18 protein-coding genes are annotated in these 16,501 nt (G+C 59.8%); 9 read left to right on the forward strand and 9 right to left on the reverse strand.

Translation table 11 applies throughout. The features are described 5' to 3' along the window. On the reverse strand, positions 1 to 1,755 hold a 1,755-nt coding region (locus tag BV106_RS30980), incomplete at its 3' end, for a HAMP domain-containing protein (protein ID WP_343123386.1). A 346-nt stretch (positions 1,756 to 2,101) separates the two neighbouring features. Between BV106_RS30980 and BV106_RS30985 the strand changes: the two genes are divergently transcribed. From BV106_RS30985 to BV106_RS30995, 3 genes are read left to right on the forward strand one after another with little or no spacing between them, the layout of a single operon-like run. After that, on the forward strand, positions 2,102 to 2,515 hold the full coding sequence (locus BV106_RS30985; RefSeq protein ID WP_038171390.1) for a hypothetical protein: 414 nt from the start codon (positions 2,102 to 2,104) through the stop codon (positions 2,513 to 2,515). A 6-nt stretch (positions 2,516 to 2,521) separates the two neighbouring features. Beyond that, positions 2,522 to 2,785 (forward strand): DUF5985 family protein, encoded by a 264-nt coding sequence (locus tag BV106_RS30990; RefSeq protein ID WP_038171392.1) that lies wholly within the window; start codon positions 2,522 to 2,524, stop codon positions 2,783 to 2,785. A 28-nt stretch (positions 2,786 to 2,813) separates the two neighbouring features. Continuing rightward, positions 2,814 to 3,074: a DUF5985 family protein gene (locus BV106_RS30995; protein WP_038171393.1), complete on the forward strand. Its 261-nt coding sequence runs from the start codon at positions 2,814 to 2,816 to the stop codon at positions 3,072 to 3,074. 931 nt (positions 3,075 to 4,005) lie between these two features. Here BV106_RS30995 and BV106_RS31010 read toward each other — a convergent pair. After that, on the reverse strand, positions 4,006 to 4,539 hold the full coding sequence (locus BV106_RS31010) for a GNAT family N-acetyltransferase (RefSeq protein ID WP_038171396.1): 534 nt from the start codon (positions 4,537 to 4,539) through the stop codon (positions 4,006 to 4,008). Positions 4,540 to 5,173: 634 nt separating this feature from the next. Between BV106_RS31010 and BV106_RS31015 the strand changes: the two genes are divergently transcribed. From BV106_RS31015 to BV106_RS39035, 4 genes are all read left to right on the forward strand, one after another. Continuing rightward, positions 5,174 to 6,511, forward strand: coding sequence for a PQQ-dependent sugar dehydrogenase (locus BV106_RS31015; RefSeq protein WP_038171397.1), 1,338 nt, complete (start codon positions 5,174 to 5,176; stop codon positions 6,509 to 6,511). 91 nt (positions 6,512 to 6,602) lie between these two features. Continuing rightward, entirely contained in the window at positions 6,603 to 7,214 is a 612-nt protein-coding gene (locus BV106_RS31020; protein WP_265596258.1) for a sulfocyanin-like copper-binding protein, read from the forward strand. A gap of 42 nt (positions 7,215 to 7,256) precedes the next feature. Then, positions 7,257 to 8,603 carry an OFA family MFS transporter gene (locus tag BV106_RS31025; protein ID WP_038171398.1) on the forward strand — a complete coding sequence of 449 codons (1,347 nt, stop codon included), beginning with the start codon at positions 7,257 to 7,259 and terminating at the stop codon, positions 8,601 to 8,603. Further along, entirely contained in the window at positions 8,600 to 8,728 is a 129-nt protein-coding gene (locus BV106_RS39035) for a hypothetical protein (RefSeq protein WP_265596259.1), read from the forward strand. Before BV106_RS31025 ends, BV106_RS39035 begins: the two co-directional genes overlap by 4 nt. Positions 8,729 to 8,737: 9 nt before the next feature. Here BV106_RS39035 and BV106_RS31030 read toward each other — a convergent pair whose 3' ends face one another. The 4 genes from BV106_RS31030 to BV106_RS31045 all read right to left on the reverse strand — a co-directional run bounded on the left by BV106_RS31030 (position 8,738) and on the right by BV106_RS31045 (position 11,800). Then, complete coding sequence (locus BV106_RS31030) at positions 8,738 to 9,043, reverse strand: hypothetical protein (protein ID WP_038171399.1); 306 nt, start codon at positions 9,041 to 9,043, stop codon at positions 8,738 to 8,740. Between the two features lie 80 nt (positions 9,044 to 9,123). Next, on the reverse strand, positions 9,124 to 9,759 hold the full coding sequence (locus BV106_RS31035) for a hypothetical protein (RefSeq protein WP_038171401.1): 636 nt from the start codon (positions 9,757 to 9,759) through the stop codon (positions 9,124 to 9,126). A 115-nt stretch (positions 9,760 to 9,874) separates the two neighbouring features. After that, a complete protein-coding gene (locus tag BV106_RS31040; protein ID WP_081892479.1) occupies positions 9,875 to 10,399 on the reverse strand; it encodes a response regulator in 525 nt (174 codons plus the stop codon). A gap of 150 nt (positions 10,400 to 10,549) precedes the next feature. Further along, positions 10,550 to 11,800, reverse strand: coding sequence for an ATP-binding protein (locus BV106_RS31045; RefSeq protein ID WP_038171403.1), 1,251 nt, complete (start codon positions 11,798 to 11,800; stop codon positions 10,550 to 10,552). A 129-nt stretch (positions 11,801 to 11,929) separates the two neighbouring features. Here BV106_RS31045 and BV106_RS31050 point away from each other — a divergent pair, with 129 nt between their 5' ends. Together BV106_RS31050 and BV106_RS31055 are read left to right on the forward strand one after the other, a co-directional pair. After that, positions 11,930 to 13,456, forward strand: coding sequence for a glycine hydroxymethyltransferase (locus tag BV106_RS31050; protein ID WP_051946606.1), 1,527 nt, complete (start codon positions 11,930 to 11,932; stop codon positions 13,454 to 13,456). Positions 13,457 to 13,475: 19 nt separating this feature from the next. Further along, entirely contained in the window at positions 13,476 to 14,144 is a 669-nt protein-coding gene (locus tag BV106_RS31055; protein WP_038171404.1) for an epoxyqueuosine reductase QueH, read from the forward strand. Between the two features lie 67 nt (positions 14,145 to 14,211). Here BV106_RS31055 and BV106_RS31060 read toward each other — a convergent pair whose 3' ends face one another. The 3 genes from BV106_RS31060 to BV106_RS31070 all read right to left on the reverse strand — a co-directional run bounded on the left by BV106_RS31060 (position 14,212) and on the right by BV106_RS31070 (position 16,359). Then, positions 14,212 to 14,541, reverse strand: coding sequence for a hypothetical protein (locus tag BV106_RS31060; RefSeq protein ID WP_265596260.1), 330 nt, complete (start codon positions 14,539 to 14,541; stop codon positions 14,212 to 14,214). Positions 14,542 to 15,265: 724 nt separating this feature from the next. Continuing rightward, positions 15,266 to 15,736 (reverse strand): hypothetical protein, encoded by a 471-nt coding sequence (locus BV106_RS31065; protein WP_265596261.1) that lies wholly within the window; start codon positions 15,734 to 15,736, stop codon positions 15,266 to 15,268. An 86-nt stretch (positions 15,737 to 15,822) separates the two neighbouring features. Further along, positions 15,823 to 16,359, reverse strand: a complete 537-nt coding sequence (locus BV106_RS31070) for an AAA family ATPase (protein ID WP_051946608.1) — start codon at positions 16,357 to 16,359, stop codon at positions 15,823 to 15,825. Positions 16,360 to 16,501: the final 142 nt, after the last annotated feature.

Consider the following 16,501-nt stretch of genomic DNA (forward strand, 5'->3'; position numbering starts at 1 on the left):
CATGGTTTCCTTGAGCTCGAGGATTTCCCCCTTCACGTCCACCGTGATCTTACGGGAAAGGTCACCACGGGCGATGGCGGTGGCCACGTCGGCGATGTTGCGCACCTGCGCCGTGAGATTGGACGCCATGGAGTTCACATTGTCCGTGAGATCCTTCCACGTGCCCGCCACGCCACGCGCTTGGGCCTGGCCGCCCAGCTTGCCTTCCGTACCCACTTCACGCGCCACGCGCGTCACTTCTGAAGCGAATCCATTGAGCTGGTCCACCATCGTGTTGATGGTGTTCTTGAGTTCGAGGATCTCACCCTTCACGTCCACCGTGATCTTTTTGGAAAGGTCACCGTTGGCCACGGCGGTGGCCACATCGGCGATGTTGCGCACCTGGGCCGTCAGGTTGGACGCCATGGAGTTCACGTTGTCCGTGAGATCCTTCCACGTCCCGGCCACGCCACCCACTTCGGCCTGGCCGCCCAGCTCCCCTTCGGTACCCACCTCACGCGCCACGCGACTCACCTCCGAGGCGAAGGAGTTCAAGCGGTCCACCATCGTGTTGATGGTGTTCTTGAGTTCCAGGATCTCCCCTTTCACGTCCACCGTGATCTTGCGGGAAAGGTCGCCAAAAGCAATGGCCGTGGCCACGTCCGCAATGTTGCGCACCTGCGCCGTGAGGTTGTTGGCCATGAAGTTCACGTTGTCCGTGAGATCCTTCCACGTCCCGGCCACCCCGCTCACCTCCGCCTGACCACCCAGCTTGCCTTCGGTGCCCACTTCACGAGCCACGCGGGTTACCTCGGCGGCAAAGGCGTTGAGTTGGTCCACCATCGTGTTGATGGTTTCCTTGAGTTCTAGGATTTCCCCCTTCACGTCCACCGTGATCTTCCGGGAGAGGTCACCACGCGCCACCGCCGTGGTCACGGCGGCGATGTTGCGGACCTGCGCCGTGAGGTTGGACGCCATGGCATTCACGGAGTCTGTAAGATCCTTCCACGTTCCGGCCACGCCCGGCACCACCGCCTGGCCACCCAGGCGCCCCTCGGTGCCCACCTCTCGGGCCACACGAGTCACCTCTGAGGCGAAGGAGCGAAGCTGCTCCACCATGGTGTTAATCCCTTCCTTGAGCTGAAGGATTTCCCCACGGACGTCCACGGTAATTTTCTTAGAAAGGTCCCCATTCGCCACGGCCAGGGTCACGTCGACGATGTTTCGCACCTGGGCGGTGAGGTTGCCCGCCATCTGGTTCACACTTTCCGTGAGGTCTCGCCACACCCCGGACACCCCTTTCACCTGCGCCTGCCCACCCAGCTTGCCCTCGGTGCCCACTTCACGAGCCACACGGGTCACCTCAGAAGTGAAGACGGAGAGCTGGTCGATCATTCGGTTCACAAGCTGCGCGGAGTGCAGGAACTCGCCCTCGAGCGCGCGGCCGTCCGCCTCCAGCGCCATGGATTGGCTAAGATCCCCCTTGGCCACCGCACCAATCGTGCGGGTCACCTCCGTGGTCGGGCGCACCAAATCATCCATCAAGTCATTGAGGGCATCCACCTCTTCTGCCCAGTCCCCGACCAAGCCTGGGACGCGCAGGCGCTGGTTGAGCTTGCCCTCTTTCCCCACCACCCGGCGGATGCGGGCAGTTTCCTTGACCCGTCGCTGGTTGATGCCCAGGATTTCATTGAACGCATCGGCCAGCTTTCCCTGGATGCCCGTCCAGCCGGAGGGCAGCCGCTTGGAAAAGTCTCCACTGCGTAATGCCAGCATGGAGTTCAGGATTTCGATGAGGTACTCATCTCCGTGGCTGGAGATTCCAACGGGCTCGGTGGAGGCGGCGGACTTCATGGGCACACTAGCGGCAGCGGATGAGAAACTGACGGGAGAATTCTGCGAGGAACAACGCGGGGATACGGAATCGCACGGCAGATGGCCGCCGCGCTGGTGGGTCAGGGCAATGCTTTACCTCAATACGACTGCCATCGCCCACCACTTTAATTTGCAGACCGCGCAAAATAAATCCATCCACCGCACGACCGGGCTGCGAACACTGGGTCCAATCGGGAGGCAACCCGGCAAGCCACCTCAACTCTCACGTCCCCCGACAGAAAGCCTCGTGTCAGAAGGAGTCCTCACAGATCGCATCCGTAATTTCGTCGAGCACTACGTGTTCGCCGTGGAGCATCTGGAAGTGATGCTGCTCCTGGAGGCCGCCCCGGAGGCCACCTTCACAGCCGATGAGGTGTACGGCAAGATCCTGAGTTCGCGAGGGTCAATCACTGCCTGGCTGGAAACCATGGTCGCACATGGACTGGCGGTGAAGAGCAGTTCAGGGCAGGGAGCCCCTACCTACCAGTTCGCGCCGAGCACTCCGGAGCTGCGCGAGTACATGCAGGATCTCGCTCAAGTTTACCGAGCCTACCCCGTACGGGTCATCGAGGTGATCTACCACCCCGGACGACGTCAGCAGGCCCCACAGGACCCTGCCCAATCCTTCGCCAACGCCTTCAAATTTCGCCAGCACACGTGACCTGCCATGGTGGAGACCGTTTACATCCTCTGCTCTTTGTCCGCCTTCGTCTGCGCCATCCTCCTCTTTCGTGGGTATCGAAAGACACGCCTCCCCCTGCTGATGTGGAGCGCCCTGTGCTTCACCCTGCTGGCCGCCAGCAATGTGGTGCTGATCTTTGACATGATCGTGTACCCCTCGGGCGATCTCTCCCTACAGCGGAACCTCCTTACTGGTGCCGCCATGGCCGTGCAACTCTACGGCCTGATCTTCAACTCCCACTCCTCGTAGCCGCCCTTCGCAATCTGCCCACCTGACCATGTCCGGAGCTTTTCTTTCAGGAATGATTGCGGCCGCCAGCCTGACCATCGCGGCATTCTTCTGGCGTTTCTGGCAGCGGACGCGGGACCGGTTGTTTCTCTACTTCTGCACGGCCTTCCTGCTTATGATGATGGAGCGCATCATGCGCACGCTGCTGAATCTGGACAATGAAATGGCCCCGCTGGTATACGCTGTGAGACTCGCTTCCTACCTGGTCATCATCGCGGGAATCATCGACAAGAATCGACGGCTGGGATGATGGCAGGTTCGTGGAACCAGAGCGCGCGTTAACTCAGCGACATCGTCTGCGAGCCTCATCTCCGCGGGGACAACCGGAGCAGAGCATAGTCAGGAACGAGATCCTCACTCCGGGCTTTGATCTCATTCCCCAAGTCCACTCTGGAATATGATTCCCCAATCTGCCCAACAAACTTTTCGCAGATAGATGACACGGCACCCGAGCAGGGGCCGGACAGGATCATGACCCGTTCCCCCAGTTCGTACGGCCCGCCATTGCATCGCTCACAGAGCTGCATCACCCATCGGCCTGCGAACCCTACCGCTACGACATAGCCCATTGGCCATATCGCGAGGAGGCAAATCATAAGCAGGACCGCTGCGCCCCAATCCACCTGCACCAGCTCAATCACCCCACGCCCAGCAAACCAGACCATGAGTGACGTCCAGGCGATGAGCGCACCCAACATCCAGACGATGATGATTGGCTTTGCGCAGAAGCGATGGAAGCAAAAGCGAAGACACAGCATGGCGCTGACCTGGTTAGTGACTCTCCGGTCTCCCTGAACGACAAGCCTGCCTGAACAGGAGCAGTGATGATCCAGAAAATGTTCCCGCAAACATCAAGACTGCCATCCCATTCCACAGCTTCGCCTCCGTCGGATGTTCGGTCAGACCACCCTTCCCGTCGCATTCACAGTTCTCGATCCGCCATGGATATGGCAATCCGTAGGCTTTGGTGGTGCAGTACTCGAAGTAGTCATTCCGAGCTTGGCGCTGGGAATAGAGTAGAAGTGCCCCGGCAAGCAGAGACGTCAGAAAAATGACCAGAGGAACGGATTTCATGTCTATCAGCCACTTGCTGGCCATTGAACATCAAGATTCCCAGTTGCCCCCTTCGAATCAACTCGTTTTTCTCGAATCCAACTTGGATCCAAAAGCCAAGTTCACCGTCAGCCCCGGATTCTCAAACCAGAGGATGCCGACAACGGCATGAGGTAGCGCACTTCTTCCAGGCGGGTTCCGTTCACCACCACGTGTTTCAGAGTGCCATCGTGTTCGAAACCAATCGCCTCATAGAATCGACGTCCGTGCTGATTCTCCGCCAGCACCCAAAGCGTCACTCTCTCATATCCTCGCTCCGATGCTGACAGAGCGGCTGTCGCGCACAGTTTGCGCCCGATGCCGGCTCTCCAGGCACCAGGATTAACATAGATGGCGGCGATCTCCGCCGTGCCTGTGGCACCAGGATCACGCGAGGGGATCAGGTGACAGAAGCCCGCAACTCCGTCACCAGAATCCGCAACATACAGATCCCCCTTCTCATCGACGGAGAACCTTTCCCAGAGCGGAACCCGACTGGTGGCAGCGAGCCCGTCGAGGTATTCATCAGGAACGATTCCACGATACGCGGCCTTCCAGCCTGCGACTTGAATCTCGGCAATGCGCTTCACATCGGAGAAATTTGCCCGTCGGACTTCAATCATGATTTGAGTGGGGAGGATCTAGTGGATGATGCCACGAGCCAAGGGTGAGATCCAGACCAACACCGTCAAAACAATGACGGCCGAAGCAAGGAGCGACATCGCAAAATGTGCCGATCCCCAGCGGGGATCTGTAGCACAGCCCAAGGTTGGACGAGCCCTAAGCGAGTCAACCTTGGGTACCGCCGCAGGAGATGATCAGGTGGGAAAGCCGTCAGCCTCCTCTTTCTCCCCACCGCATTCAACACCTCCATGTCAGTTCCTCAGGTTCCGCTGAGGCATCTCCAAGCTTCGCCATCTCTCCGACGCCACCAAGCTTCGACAGACTCAATCCATTTGCTCCACGCGCCCGCGCAACCATGCCCCCTCGCCATTTTCGACACTCCCATTGAATCTGGGCGACCCTGCTAAATCGAAGCGTCCCGGAGACCTTTCGATTGCGTAAGTCTCTACAAATCCAGCGCCTTGTGCGCCTGCATCTGCCATTCCCGCGCCCGCTACATTCTGACGGGAGCACCGGGTCACCATTACTCCACACTCTTGATGACCCGCGTCAAATCTGTAATGCTAATGCAATAAAAAGGAGGCCCGGCCCACAATGGACCGGAAACGCCGCCTTTTTCCTAGTCGCAACATCATGAAAACGCTTCCACTTGCAGCGCTTGCGCTGGGGGTCATGGCCCCGTTCGCCCTTTCCGCAGAAGTCCCACCGGCACAACCCGGTGGCAAACTGCCCGGGAATCCTGCTATTCAGCTGGTCAAAGTTGCTGACGGACTGGTGGATCCGGTCCACGTCGCGTCGCCCAAAGACGGCACCGGTCGGCTCTTCGTCTGCGAGCGCCATGGCATCATCCGCATCGTCAAAGACGGAAAACTTCTCGATAAACCCTTCCTGGACATCCGGGACAAGACCATCAGCTCCTTCCTGGAAGTCGGCCTGTATGCCATCGAGTTCCATCCCAAGTTCAAGGAGAACGGGATCTTCTACATTTCCTATGCCGACCTGTGGTTCAACAGCTCCACGCTGGTCACACAATACAAGGTATCCGCCAAGAACCCCGATCGCGCTGACCTCGATAGCGCCAAGGTGGTGATGCAGATCGATTTCCCCTATCCCAACCACCACGGCGGCAAGATCGCCTTCGGACCCGATGGCTACCTCTATGTCGGCGTGGGTGACGGCGGATGGGAGGGCGATGTCTTGGACGCTGGCCAGGACAAGAGCACGCTGCATGGCAAGATGTTGCGCATCGACGTGGAGAACAGCACTCCGGATCGCGCTTACTCCATCCCCAAGGACAATCCCTTCCTGACTCCGCTCCAACAGATGACGCTTTTCGGTATCTCAGAGAAGCAGTTCTCCCAGATCAAACCGAAAGCCCGCCCCGAGATCTGGGCCTATGGTTTGAGGAATCCATGGACCTTTTCCTTTGATCGCGAAACGGGAGACCTTTATATCGCCGATGTGGGGCAGAATCATTGGGAAGAAATCAACTTCCAGCCCGCGGCGAGCAAGGGTGGCGAAAACTATGGCTGGAGCTTCATGGGCGGCAGCCACACCTTCCCCATTGAAGATGAGGCCACCAATCCCCGTGTAGGCATCCTTCCCGTCGCGGAGTACAGCCACGTGGATCAGGGCATCTGCGTCACTGGCATCGGCGTCTACCGTGGCAAGAAGTATCCCAGCCTGAACGGCATCTACTTTGTCTCCGACTGGGGCAGCGGGAAGATCTGGGGCATGAAACGGGATGATGCCGACAAGTGGCAGATGCAGGAACTCCTGGATCTGGACACTCCCCTGCGCCCGACCAGTGGTGGGGAAGATGAAGAAGGTAATCTCTACATCACCCATGCCACGGCGAACTATGGCGGCCCGGTGGATCCCACGGTGAGCGAGCGTGGAGCGCTCTGGAAAATTGTGGCCGCTGATGATGTGCCCAAGGGTGCCAGCCTGGCTCCGTTGCAGAAGAAATAAGGTCGCAAGACGGTCCTTGTTCAACCCATTGGCCATCGCCGTGGCGAGCGCAAACCGGCGCACCACGGTGCTGGCCACCCCCTCCCCATCTATGAAAACCAGCCTTGCCGTACTTTTTCACGGTTTACTCCTCGCACCCATGGCCCTCGTTCAGGGCCAGACTCCGGCTCCTGCAGGCCATGATCACCACGCACCGGCCACTGGGGGCGGACGGAAGATCGAGTTGATCAAAGACATCACGGCCGACGATTTCCTGCGGCTGGGCAAGGAGCCCAAGACGGTGGAGGTCACGCTGGTCGCTGTATTCAACGATGACAACTACGGCATGAACTTCAACGGCTACGCCAAAGGCGCAGCGGAGTACACCATCCCCAAGGGGTGGAAGGTCCATGTCACCTTCATCAACCCCAGCCCGGTCCCTCACAGCGTGATCGTGGTGGAGAAGGACGATGTACGGAAGCTCCAGGTGGCGGAGCCCTACTTCAAAGGTGCAGGCATTGAAAAACACCTCCAGGGCATTGCCTTTGACAAGCGGACCTTTGAGTTCACGCCAGATGAGTCCGGTGAATACGCATTCGCCTGTGGCTTTCCCGGTCACACGATGAACGGACACTGGCTCACCCTCCTGGTCTCTGACACCGCAGAAAAGCCCACACTCAAGCTGGGCGAGGAGCCAGCCAAAGACGCCAGCCCCGCCAAATAACCCTGCACGCAACTCTGCGATCCTGAGGCCACCGCTATTTCCATGAACTTTCTCAGCCGCGAAAGCACTGTCGCCCCGCCCGGCTACTCCCGCTGGATGGTGCCGCCTGCCGCCATCGCCGTGCACATGTGCATCGGCCAGGTGTATGGATTCAGCGTCTTCAATGTGCCCTTGACCAAGCTGCTTGGAGGCGACGCTTCAGTGGCTGGGGACTGGACCATTCCGCAGGTGGGTTGGGCCTACCAGATTGCGCTGATCATGCTGGGCCTCTCCGCCGCTGTGTTTGGCAAGTGGGTGGAACGCAACGGCCCCCGCATGACCATGGTGGCCAGCGCAGCCTGCTTCTGTGGCGGCCTCCTGCTGGCAGCGCTGGGTGTGAAGCTGCACCTGCTCTGGCTCGTGCTCTTCGGCTACGGCTTTGTGGGCGGCATCGGCATGGGCCTGGGCTACATCGGCCCCGTGTCCACCTTGGTGAAGTGGTTCCCCGACCGCCCCGGTATGGCCACGGGCATGGCCATCATGGGCTTCGGCGGCGGAGCTCTCGTGGGCTCACCGCTGGCCACGGAGCTGATGACCCACTTCCGCCCCGTGAGCAGCCAGGGAGTGGCTCCTACACTTCTCACCATGGCAGCGATCTACGCGGTCTTCATGAGCTTTGGGGCTTGGCTGGTGAAAGTTCCTGCTGCGAACTGGAAACCAGACGGCTATCAACCGCCGACCAAACCCAAAAGCCTGGTGACCACCGCAAGTGTAGGCGTGGATCAGGCCTGGAAGACCCCTCAGTTTTGGCTGCTCTGGATCGTGCTCTGCCTGAACGTCAGCGCGGGCATTGGCATCCTGGGTCAGGCCTCGCTCATGTTTCAGGACATGTTTGGCGTCTCCGTTGCCGTGGGAGCTGGCTTCGTAGGCGTGCTCTCCCTGTTCAACATGGGTGGCCGTTTCATCTGGTCCTCCGTATCCGATCTCACAGGACGCAAGGTGGTGTATTGCATCTACTTTCTTCTCGGCGCGGCTTTGTACACCTCCCTCCCTTGGGTACAAAACACCGGGCAAAAGATGGTCTTTGTGGCGGTGACCGCCGTGATTATCTCCATGTACGGAGGCGGCTTCGCCACCATCCCGGCTTACCTTCGCGATCTCTTCGGCACCGCTCAGGTGGGAGCTATTCACGGGCGGCTCATCACGGCCTGGTCCGCCGCCGCTGTGATCGGGCCCACGCTCATCAACTACATCTCCACCGCCAACAAGAAGGCGGGCATGCCAGCGGCAGAGGCCTACAACAGCACGCTTTACCTCATGACGGGATTGCTTCTACTCGGCTGCGTCTGCAATCTGCTGGTGCGCCCGGTCGACCCCAAGCATCATCAACCCACTCCCTCAGCAAAATGAAGCCCTCCCAGATAAAGGTCATCATCGTCTGGCTGATCGTAGCCATCCCGCTGGGCTGGGGCGTGCTGAAGTCCGTGCAGAAGGCCAGCCCTCTGTTTACTGCCGGACACGGGGCCGCCAAATAGACGAACGGGTCAGTGGATCAATCCACGGGACAAATGCGACGTCCAGAGCATCCAGAGCGTCGCACCAAGCGCCACTCCCAGCAGCATTAGGATGAAGGATGCCCAAGTTTTGTGCCGCCAGTATGCAATCAGCCCACCTGTCGAGAGAATCGGCGCCGCTAAGGTGGCCCCGAACACGAGACAATGCCACGCCTTGTTGAAGTTGAAATTGCCAAACATCAGCAAGGCCATCAACAGGCAGAAGTAACTCAGCACCTGAGCTGGACAGGAAAGCAGCAGAGCCACAAGCCTGAGCGCCGGATGGTGGGGCTTCATTGGGGAATGATGGCAGTGAAAAGCAGCAGTCGCCAAGGCATATTATTTACCACAGCAGTGAGAAACCAGTGCCAAGTTTCTCAAGGCTTCTTATGCTGCACCACCGGCTTGAAATAGCCTTCAATCTTGTGGCTCTTGCTGGCACCAGTCACCGTGTCAATCTCATCAAAGGTGACCGAAATCCAACCATACAACCTCGTCCCACCAGTGAGAGTGGGCGACTTCAGCTTGAGCTCCTTCTTGGTAATTTTCCACCTCAGTGGGTTGGTTGGGCCGGGGTAGGTGGCAGCAAATGAACATTTGAAGTTTCGCTTCGCGTCCAGTTCAACTGTCAGGCTGCTCGCATAGGCTGGCATGCCTCCGGCGAATATCAGCACCGCACCGTCCGTCGTTGCTGTCACCTCACAGAACCCCATCAAATGCTCTCCCTGATGGGTGGAGACAACGTTCGCAGTGTGCTCCAGTTTGAGCAAGTCATCGGCATCGATCTCGCCGTCCGCGGTGTCCTCCAGATTGCCCTCCTCATTTTCCACGATCCACCAATGATAGGAGGACTGGCTCTGATGGTAGAAGGCCGAGTCCAGCTTGGGGGCCATCGCGACCTTGGCGACGAGGGAGTCTTCGCAAGTAACAGGAGGTGCGCTGACCGGCTGTGCGAGAGCCACGCCAGCAAGCGCAATCAGCACAAGGTTTGCCAGACAATTGGTGGGAAACATGTTCTGAAAAGCGTGAAAGCTTACTCCAACTTGTCGCCAAAAAGTGATTCACACAATTCAACTCCTGCCACCGCCCTACTGATTTACTGAATCACCGAATTACCGGACCACCGCCCTATCTTCCCGGTGCATACCGGTTCAGCTTCCGCTGCAGTGATCTGCGATGCACCCCCAGTATGGTGGCGGCCTTGGTGATGTTGCCTTCGCAGTCATGGAGCACGCGCTGGATGTGCTCCCACTCCACAAGATCCAAAGAAGGTACGGTGGCCGGAGCGGCCTCCGCATTGGCGGGGAGGCCTTCGATGGCGGCCACGACCTGGTCCGCATTGACCGGCTTGGTGAGGTAATCCGCCGCCCCCACTCGCACCGCCTCCAGGGCGGTGGCGATGCTGCCATACCCGGTCAGCACCAGCAGGCGCGCCCGCGGGGCGATCTGATGAAGGGCCTTCACGGTTTCGATGCCGGACATGCCCGGCATGCGCAGATCCACCACGGCGACATCCGGAGCCTGCTGCCGGGCCATCGTGACGGCGTCCTCCCCAGTGGGAGCCATCTGGCAGGCATATCCCCGGCGCAGGAGCGCGCGGGAGAGCTGCTCGCGGAACGTCTCGTCGTCATCCACCAGAAGAAGGTTTTTCATCGCGACGGTCATTCAACGAGTTCCCGGATCAAGATCAAGACCTTATGCGATCCGATCTCGCGGAGCCCCGCCCCGCGCCCCAAACGCGGCAAAATGCCGCAGCACGCCCTTGTGGGAATTTCCAAAATCCAACCTTCAAACGCCAAATTCTCAGCCTCTCTCGCCTACTGGGAGGACCAGAACGAATCGCTCCCCTCCACCGTCTGCCGGGGTGGCCGTGAGATTTCCCCCCATCTGGTGGGCCAGCAGGCGAACGAGGTGCAGGCCCAGTCCCATCCCCTGACCAGGAGACTTCGTGGTGACAAAGGGCTCGCCCAGGTGGTGCCGCATGCCTGCGGGCAGACCTGGACCATGATCGCGCACTTCGAACCGGATGCGCCCCGCTTCAGCGGTGGCCGAGATGTCCACAATCGAGGGAACGGGTGCCGCCTGCAGGGCATTGCGCACCAGATTGGCCAGCGCCTCGCGGACAGCGTCTTTGGGCAGGAGAACGGTCTGCTTGGGAGCCCAGTGGAACCGCACCCGGCCCCGATCATCGGTTCCCAGGGAGGCTGCGAGCGAAGCTTCCAGCTCCTCCAGGGTGAAGGATTCACGGGCCCCGGAGGTGTCCGGCGGCCGCAGACGCTCCAAAATGGCACGACAACGCTCTACCTCCTGCCGGATCGTGCGAGACATCTGGACCAAATCGGCGTCCTCGGCTCCCGTCGCCTCCAACTCCAGTTCCAGCTCCCGGCTCACCAGTGCGATGGTGGAGAGCGGGGTGCCCATTTCGTGCGCCGCGCCCGCTGCCAGCGTGGCCACGGCGTGGAACCGACGCTCCTCCTCCAATCGCAGGTGGGTGCGGCGGCGTTCATCCGTTTCCGCCTGAAGCTGCCGGAGCAGCCGTTGCACAAAGTGGATAAGCGTTCCGCTGACGAGCACAAAGGAGGTGATGCGTCCCACCCCCAGCACCTGCCCGGGCAGCGGCCCGCCTTGCACCGTGCGCAGCGGGTGATGATGGGTGAAGAGGAACATCATGCACGCCAGCCCGAGGCCAAGGAGCAGCCAGGCGGCCACTCGCCCCAATGTCACGGCAGCCAGTACGGCGTTCACCAGGAGAAAGAGGGCAAAGGGATTCTGGGTGCCCCCGGTCCAGTAGAGCAGCCCAGCCAGCAGCAGGGTATCCCACACCATGACGTGGGGCACCGCCGCATTGATCAGCCCGCTGCCCGCCCGCCGCAGGGCCACGAGCAGGATGTTGGTGAGGACGGTCACCGCCGGGAAAACGAGCACCGCTCCCCAGGGGATGGCCACGTCAAACTGACGCCACGCGACGAACAGCGCCCCCAGCTGCCCCAGCACGGCCACCCAGCGCAAGCGAACCAGGGCATCGGCCGAGAAAGAGGAGGGGGCGGGAGTCATGCTGGACGCCGAAGTTCCCGGCCCGGCCAATAAACCCGGCGAATGCCGACCCGCAATAATATGAATTGGCCCTTCGGCGAAGTTCGGCAAGAGTAGATGGCCTCAATCCCATTCCCGTTCACACGATCTATGCCCACCAGCCCGCTCCTCGACTACATCGCCCAGACGCCCGCCGACCAGCTCGACAACGCCACGGTGGCCTACCTGGCCAATCTCACGGAAACCGCCAAGGTGGCCCCGGGTCTCGCAGGCTCGATCGTCCAGGAGCTGGCCGACCAGCGCAGCCACCTGAAGCTGATCGCCAGTGAAAACTACTGCTCCCTGGCCACGCAGCTCACCATGGGCAACTTGCTCACGGACAAGTACGCTGAAGGCTTCGTGTTCTCCCGCTTCTACGCCGGCTGCGACAACGTGGACCAGATCGAAGACTACGCGTGCCAGCAGGCGAAGCAGCTCTTCGGCGTCGAGCACGCCTACGTGCAGCCCCACAGCGGTGCGGATGCCAACATGGTCGCCTACTGGGCCATCCTAAGCGCCCGCGTGGTCACTCCCAAGCTGGCCGAAATGGGCGAGCCCAACCCGAGCAAGCTGAGCGTGGAAGACTGGAACAAGGTCCGCGCCGTCACCGGCAACCAGAAGCTTCTGGGCCTCGACTACTACTCCGGCGGGCACCTCACCCACGGCTACCGCCACAACCTCTCCGCGCAGATGTTTGAGGCCCACTCCTACGCGGTGGACAAGGCCACCGGCCTCCTCGACTACGACGCGATTGAGAAGCAGGCAGAGGAAATCAAGCCGCTCATCCTCCTCACCGGCTACAGCGCCTATCCGCGCAAGATCAACTTCCGCCGCATGCGTGAGATCGCCGACAAGGTCGGTGCCGTCTTCATGGTGGACATGGCTCACTTCGCTGGTCTCGTGGCCGGTGGCGTGTTCAGCGGCGACTTCAATCCCGCCCCGTTTGCTCACGTGCTGACCACCACCACGCACAAGACCCTGCGCGGCCCCCGCGGCGGCATGGTGATGTGCACCAAGGAATTCGCCGAGTACGTGGACAAGGGCTGCCCCCTTGTGCTGGGAGGCCCCCTGCCCCACGTCATGGCCGCCAAGGGCGTGGCCTTTACCGAGGCCAATCAACCTGAGTTCAAGGCATACGCCGCCAAGATCGTGGAGAACTCCCAGGCTCTCGCTGAGGCCCTGGTCGCAGAAGGCTTGACCATCCCCACCGGCGGCACGGACAACCACTTGCTGCTCATCGACGTCCGCGCCCTGGGCCTGACCGGCCGCCAGGCAGAGACGGCCGTGCGCCGTTGTGGTATTACCCTGAACCGCAACTCCCTCCCCTTCGACCCCAACGGCCCCTGGTACACCAGCGGTCTGCGCGTCGGCACCCCGGCCATCACCACCCTGGGCATGGGCCCGGCCGAGATGAAGGAGATCGCCGCCGTGCTGAAGCTCATCCTCAGCAACACGGAGCCCGATATCGTGAAGGCCGAGGGCAAGCCCGACACCCGCAGCAAGGCCAAGTTCACCATCAAGCCCGAGGCTGAAAAGGAAGCCCAGGACCGTATTCACGCCCTGCTTTCCCGCTTCCCCGTCTACCCAAACCTCGACCTAGGCCTGCTACAGAAGCACTTCGCCCCGGCCGCGGCCTAGTCCATACGACCTCCTTTGCATGGAGCTGCAGTTTACAGATCGTGAAAAGCTCCGGCCGCCCATCGAGGGCGGCCGGGTGCTTTTGCATTCCTGCTGCGCCCCCTGCTCCGGAGAGGTCATGGAGGCCATCGCCGCCTCCGGCATTGAGTTTGCCATCTATTTCTACAATCCCAACATCCATCCACGTGAGGAGTATGAACTACGCAAACAGGAGAACATCCGGTTCGCGGAGAAACACTCCATCCCGTTTGTGGATGCGGACTATGACAAGGACAACTGGTTCCAGCGCGTGAAGGGTCTGGAGTGGGAACCCGAACGCGGTGCCCGCTGCACCGCGTGCTTTGACATGCGGTTTGAGCGCACCGCGCTGTATGCGCACGAGCACGGCTATCCCGTCATCACAAGCTGCCTGGGCATCTCCCGCTGGAAGAACCTGGCCCAGATCAACGACTGCGGCGTCCGCGCCTCCGCCCGCTACCCAGGAATGAAGTACTGGGAGATCAACTGGCGCAAGAAAGGCGGCTCCAGCCGCATGCTGGAGATCTCCAAGGAAGAACGCTTCTACCAGCAGGAATACTGCGGCTGCATCTACTCCCTGCGGGACACGAACAAACACCGCATGGCCCAGGGCAGGTTGAAGATCGTGCTGGGCGAGAAATACTACGGCCCCGAAAGCACCGGAGAGTAGGGATGGGAATGCGGAACGCCTTGTCTTTTGAGGCGCAGGGATCGAGATCCTCATTGAGCCTTGTTTGCTACGACTTCGACTTCCAGTCGCAACGATAGACGCCAGAGGGAAGTTCCAGCGAGGAAAGCACCTCCGCGTTTGACGGTTCAAAAGCTCCAGGTGCGATGCGAATTGAGACCGCATCGTTGTCGTTGTTACATGAGGCTCTCACTTCGATGTAGCCGCCCTTTGCAGGCAGCACCACGCTTACCCGTTTCCATCCCCAGGCGTCGCGCCATCGATAGCATTTCAATTCACCAGATCGACCGGCAAGTGACGCAGCGGCCTTGAGATACAACCCTTTGATGGTCTGACTGGAGCAGTCATTGGAGAAGGTGTCTGCATGAAAGGTGTGCACGATTGTCTCACGAGACGAGGGATCCCAAGACTGAATGCACCGGATTCCAGCATTAATCTCCCGCCAGCCACGGAATGCGGGCCAATACAGCCAACAGGCAAAGGCACCGACCAAACCAAGCGTCACGACCATCAAGGTCGCGATTTGTGATCGCATTCTCATAGATGAAGCATCTCTGTCTGATACGGCTATACGCGGCTTTTTCTACACACCTTGACGATGCAGACGTCCTTGGCTCATTTGAATTCGGTTCTGACTTGGCACCAATCCCGTACAAACTACAGGAAGCTCCTGTCCCGGAGGGACACTGGATGATAGCCGGTGGTGCCAACCACCGGATACTGGTAGAAGAAGCATTTGCGTCCCGGAGGGACGCCGGACCCCACGATGGCTGGCAGGGTTCCCGCAATCGATTCGCGCCCCATTCCAGCGTCCCTCCGGGACGCGACATCTACGTGAAAACGTCCTTCCGGTGATTGGCACCACCGGCTACCGTCCAGCATCCCTTCGGGACGCCAAATCGTCTCCAAATGTCACCTCAGTCCGCAGCCAATCCCTGTAAGGGATTTGTAGCACAGCCCAACGTTAGACGAGCCTCAAGCGAGTTAACGTTGGGTACAGTCAGAGAAGCTCTTCAACGCTGAAAGCGTTGTGTAGATGCTTCGTCTCCTGAAAGCCAGCGTCCTCCGCACCTCCGCCGCACGATACACATGCAGGAGCCTCATCAGAAATTGTCCCTGAACCAGACATAGGCCCGGTTCGATTTCGTGTCGTGCAGCAGGAAATAGTGCTCACCATCATGTCCGTGCTCCTCATTCACAAAACCAGCACTCCCATAGGGCTTGGCACCTTCCGAGAGTTTGCGGGGCCAGTAGTAGGGTGGCATCTTCCAAAATGAATCAGGAATTGTTTTAGCCTCTTCCATCTCAAGCTCCTCAATCACCGCTGCGATGGCATCAGGTGCCCCGTCAATCCTCCAGAGGTACTCCCGATCAATGAACCCACCGAGTGAGTAAACGTAGCACCGGGCTCCCTTCCCATAGAGCGCCTTCTCAATCTGCGCAGGGCGTGAGTTGGGAATGGCCGGGAAGTCTCGATACCAGCAGGTTGCTGCAGCAAAGAGGCCCACAGTGACAAAGAGAACAGCCCGCAGACGGCTGAGTCTACCGACCTTGGGTGATGCTGGAATTGCCATTGCGAATTCGCCCACTACCCGACCACTCAGACTTTGGCAAGCGGCATATACAAAGCCCTCTGTACGAAGTGCGCGTCACTTATTCATCAATCCCCAACAAACTCCTCTAACCTCGCGACGATTTCATTCACCGTCGCTTCTCCCTCCACCTCTACAAACCGTGCGCACTGCGCCGTCAGGAATGCCCGATCCGTCGTCAAATTTCGTCCCGCCCCTTCCCGTTCTTCGTAGCCGGCGGCCCATTCCAGAAAGGCCTCATGCTCCTCCTGCATGTCTCCGCCAGGTTCGATCCGCGCACCGAACTGATCGCGCTGTCGGGCCAACAAACGCTGCAGCCGCACCTCTTTCGAAATCTTCAAGAAAACCCCATGAGTGGCTGCAAGCGGGTGCAGCCCCCACGTCGCCACGGAGCCGCTGAGAATCCAGCTCCCTTCAGGATCCAACACCGGCTTCAAAAGAGCGCGCCTTTCTTCCAAGGTGTACTGTTCTTGAAAGGGCGGGTCCGTCGGCTTGTGTAAATAAGCATCAGAGTCAACCACCGGCACACCCAACCGCTCGCCCAAAGCCCTGGCGGTGGAGGTGCAGCCAGATCCTGGCCCTCCGGAAATGAGCAAGCGAGGCATGCATTGGAACTAACATCACCCTGGCTTTCGAAGCAACCGCCAACATCGATCCCCGCGCCTGGGGTGCAGGTTCAAAACATAGGTAACACTTCTGGTTCAGAACATAGGTGACAGCTTTTTGCACTTGATGGTGTGAATTGCA

Source organism: Verrucomicrobium sp. BvORR106, assembly GCF_000739655.1.
In the GTDB taxonomy this organism is placed as follows: domain Bacteria; phylum Verrucomicrobiota; class Verrucomicrobiia; order Verrucomicrobiales; family Verrucomicrobiaceae; genus Verrucomicrobium.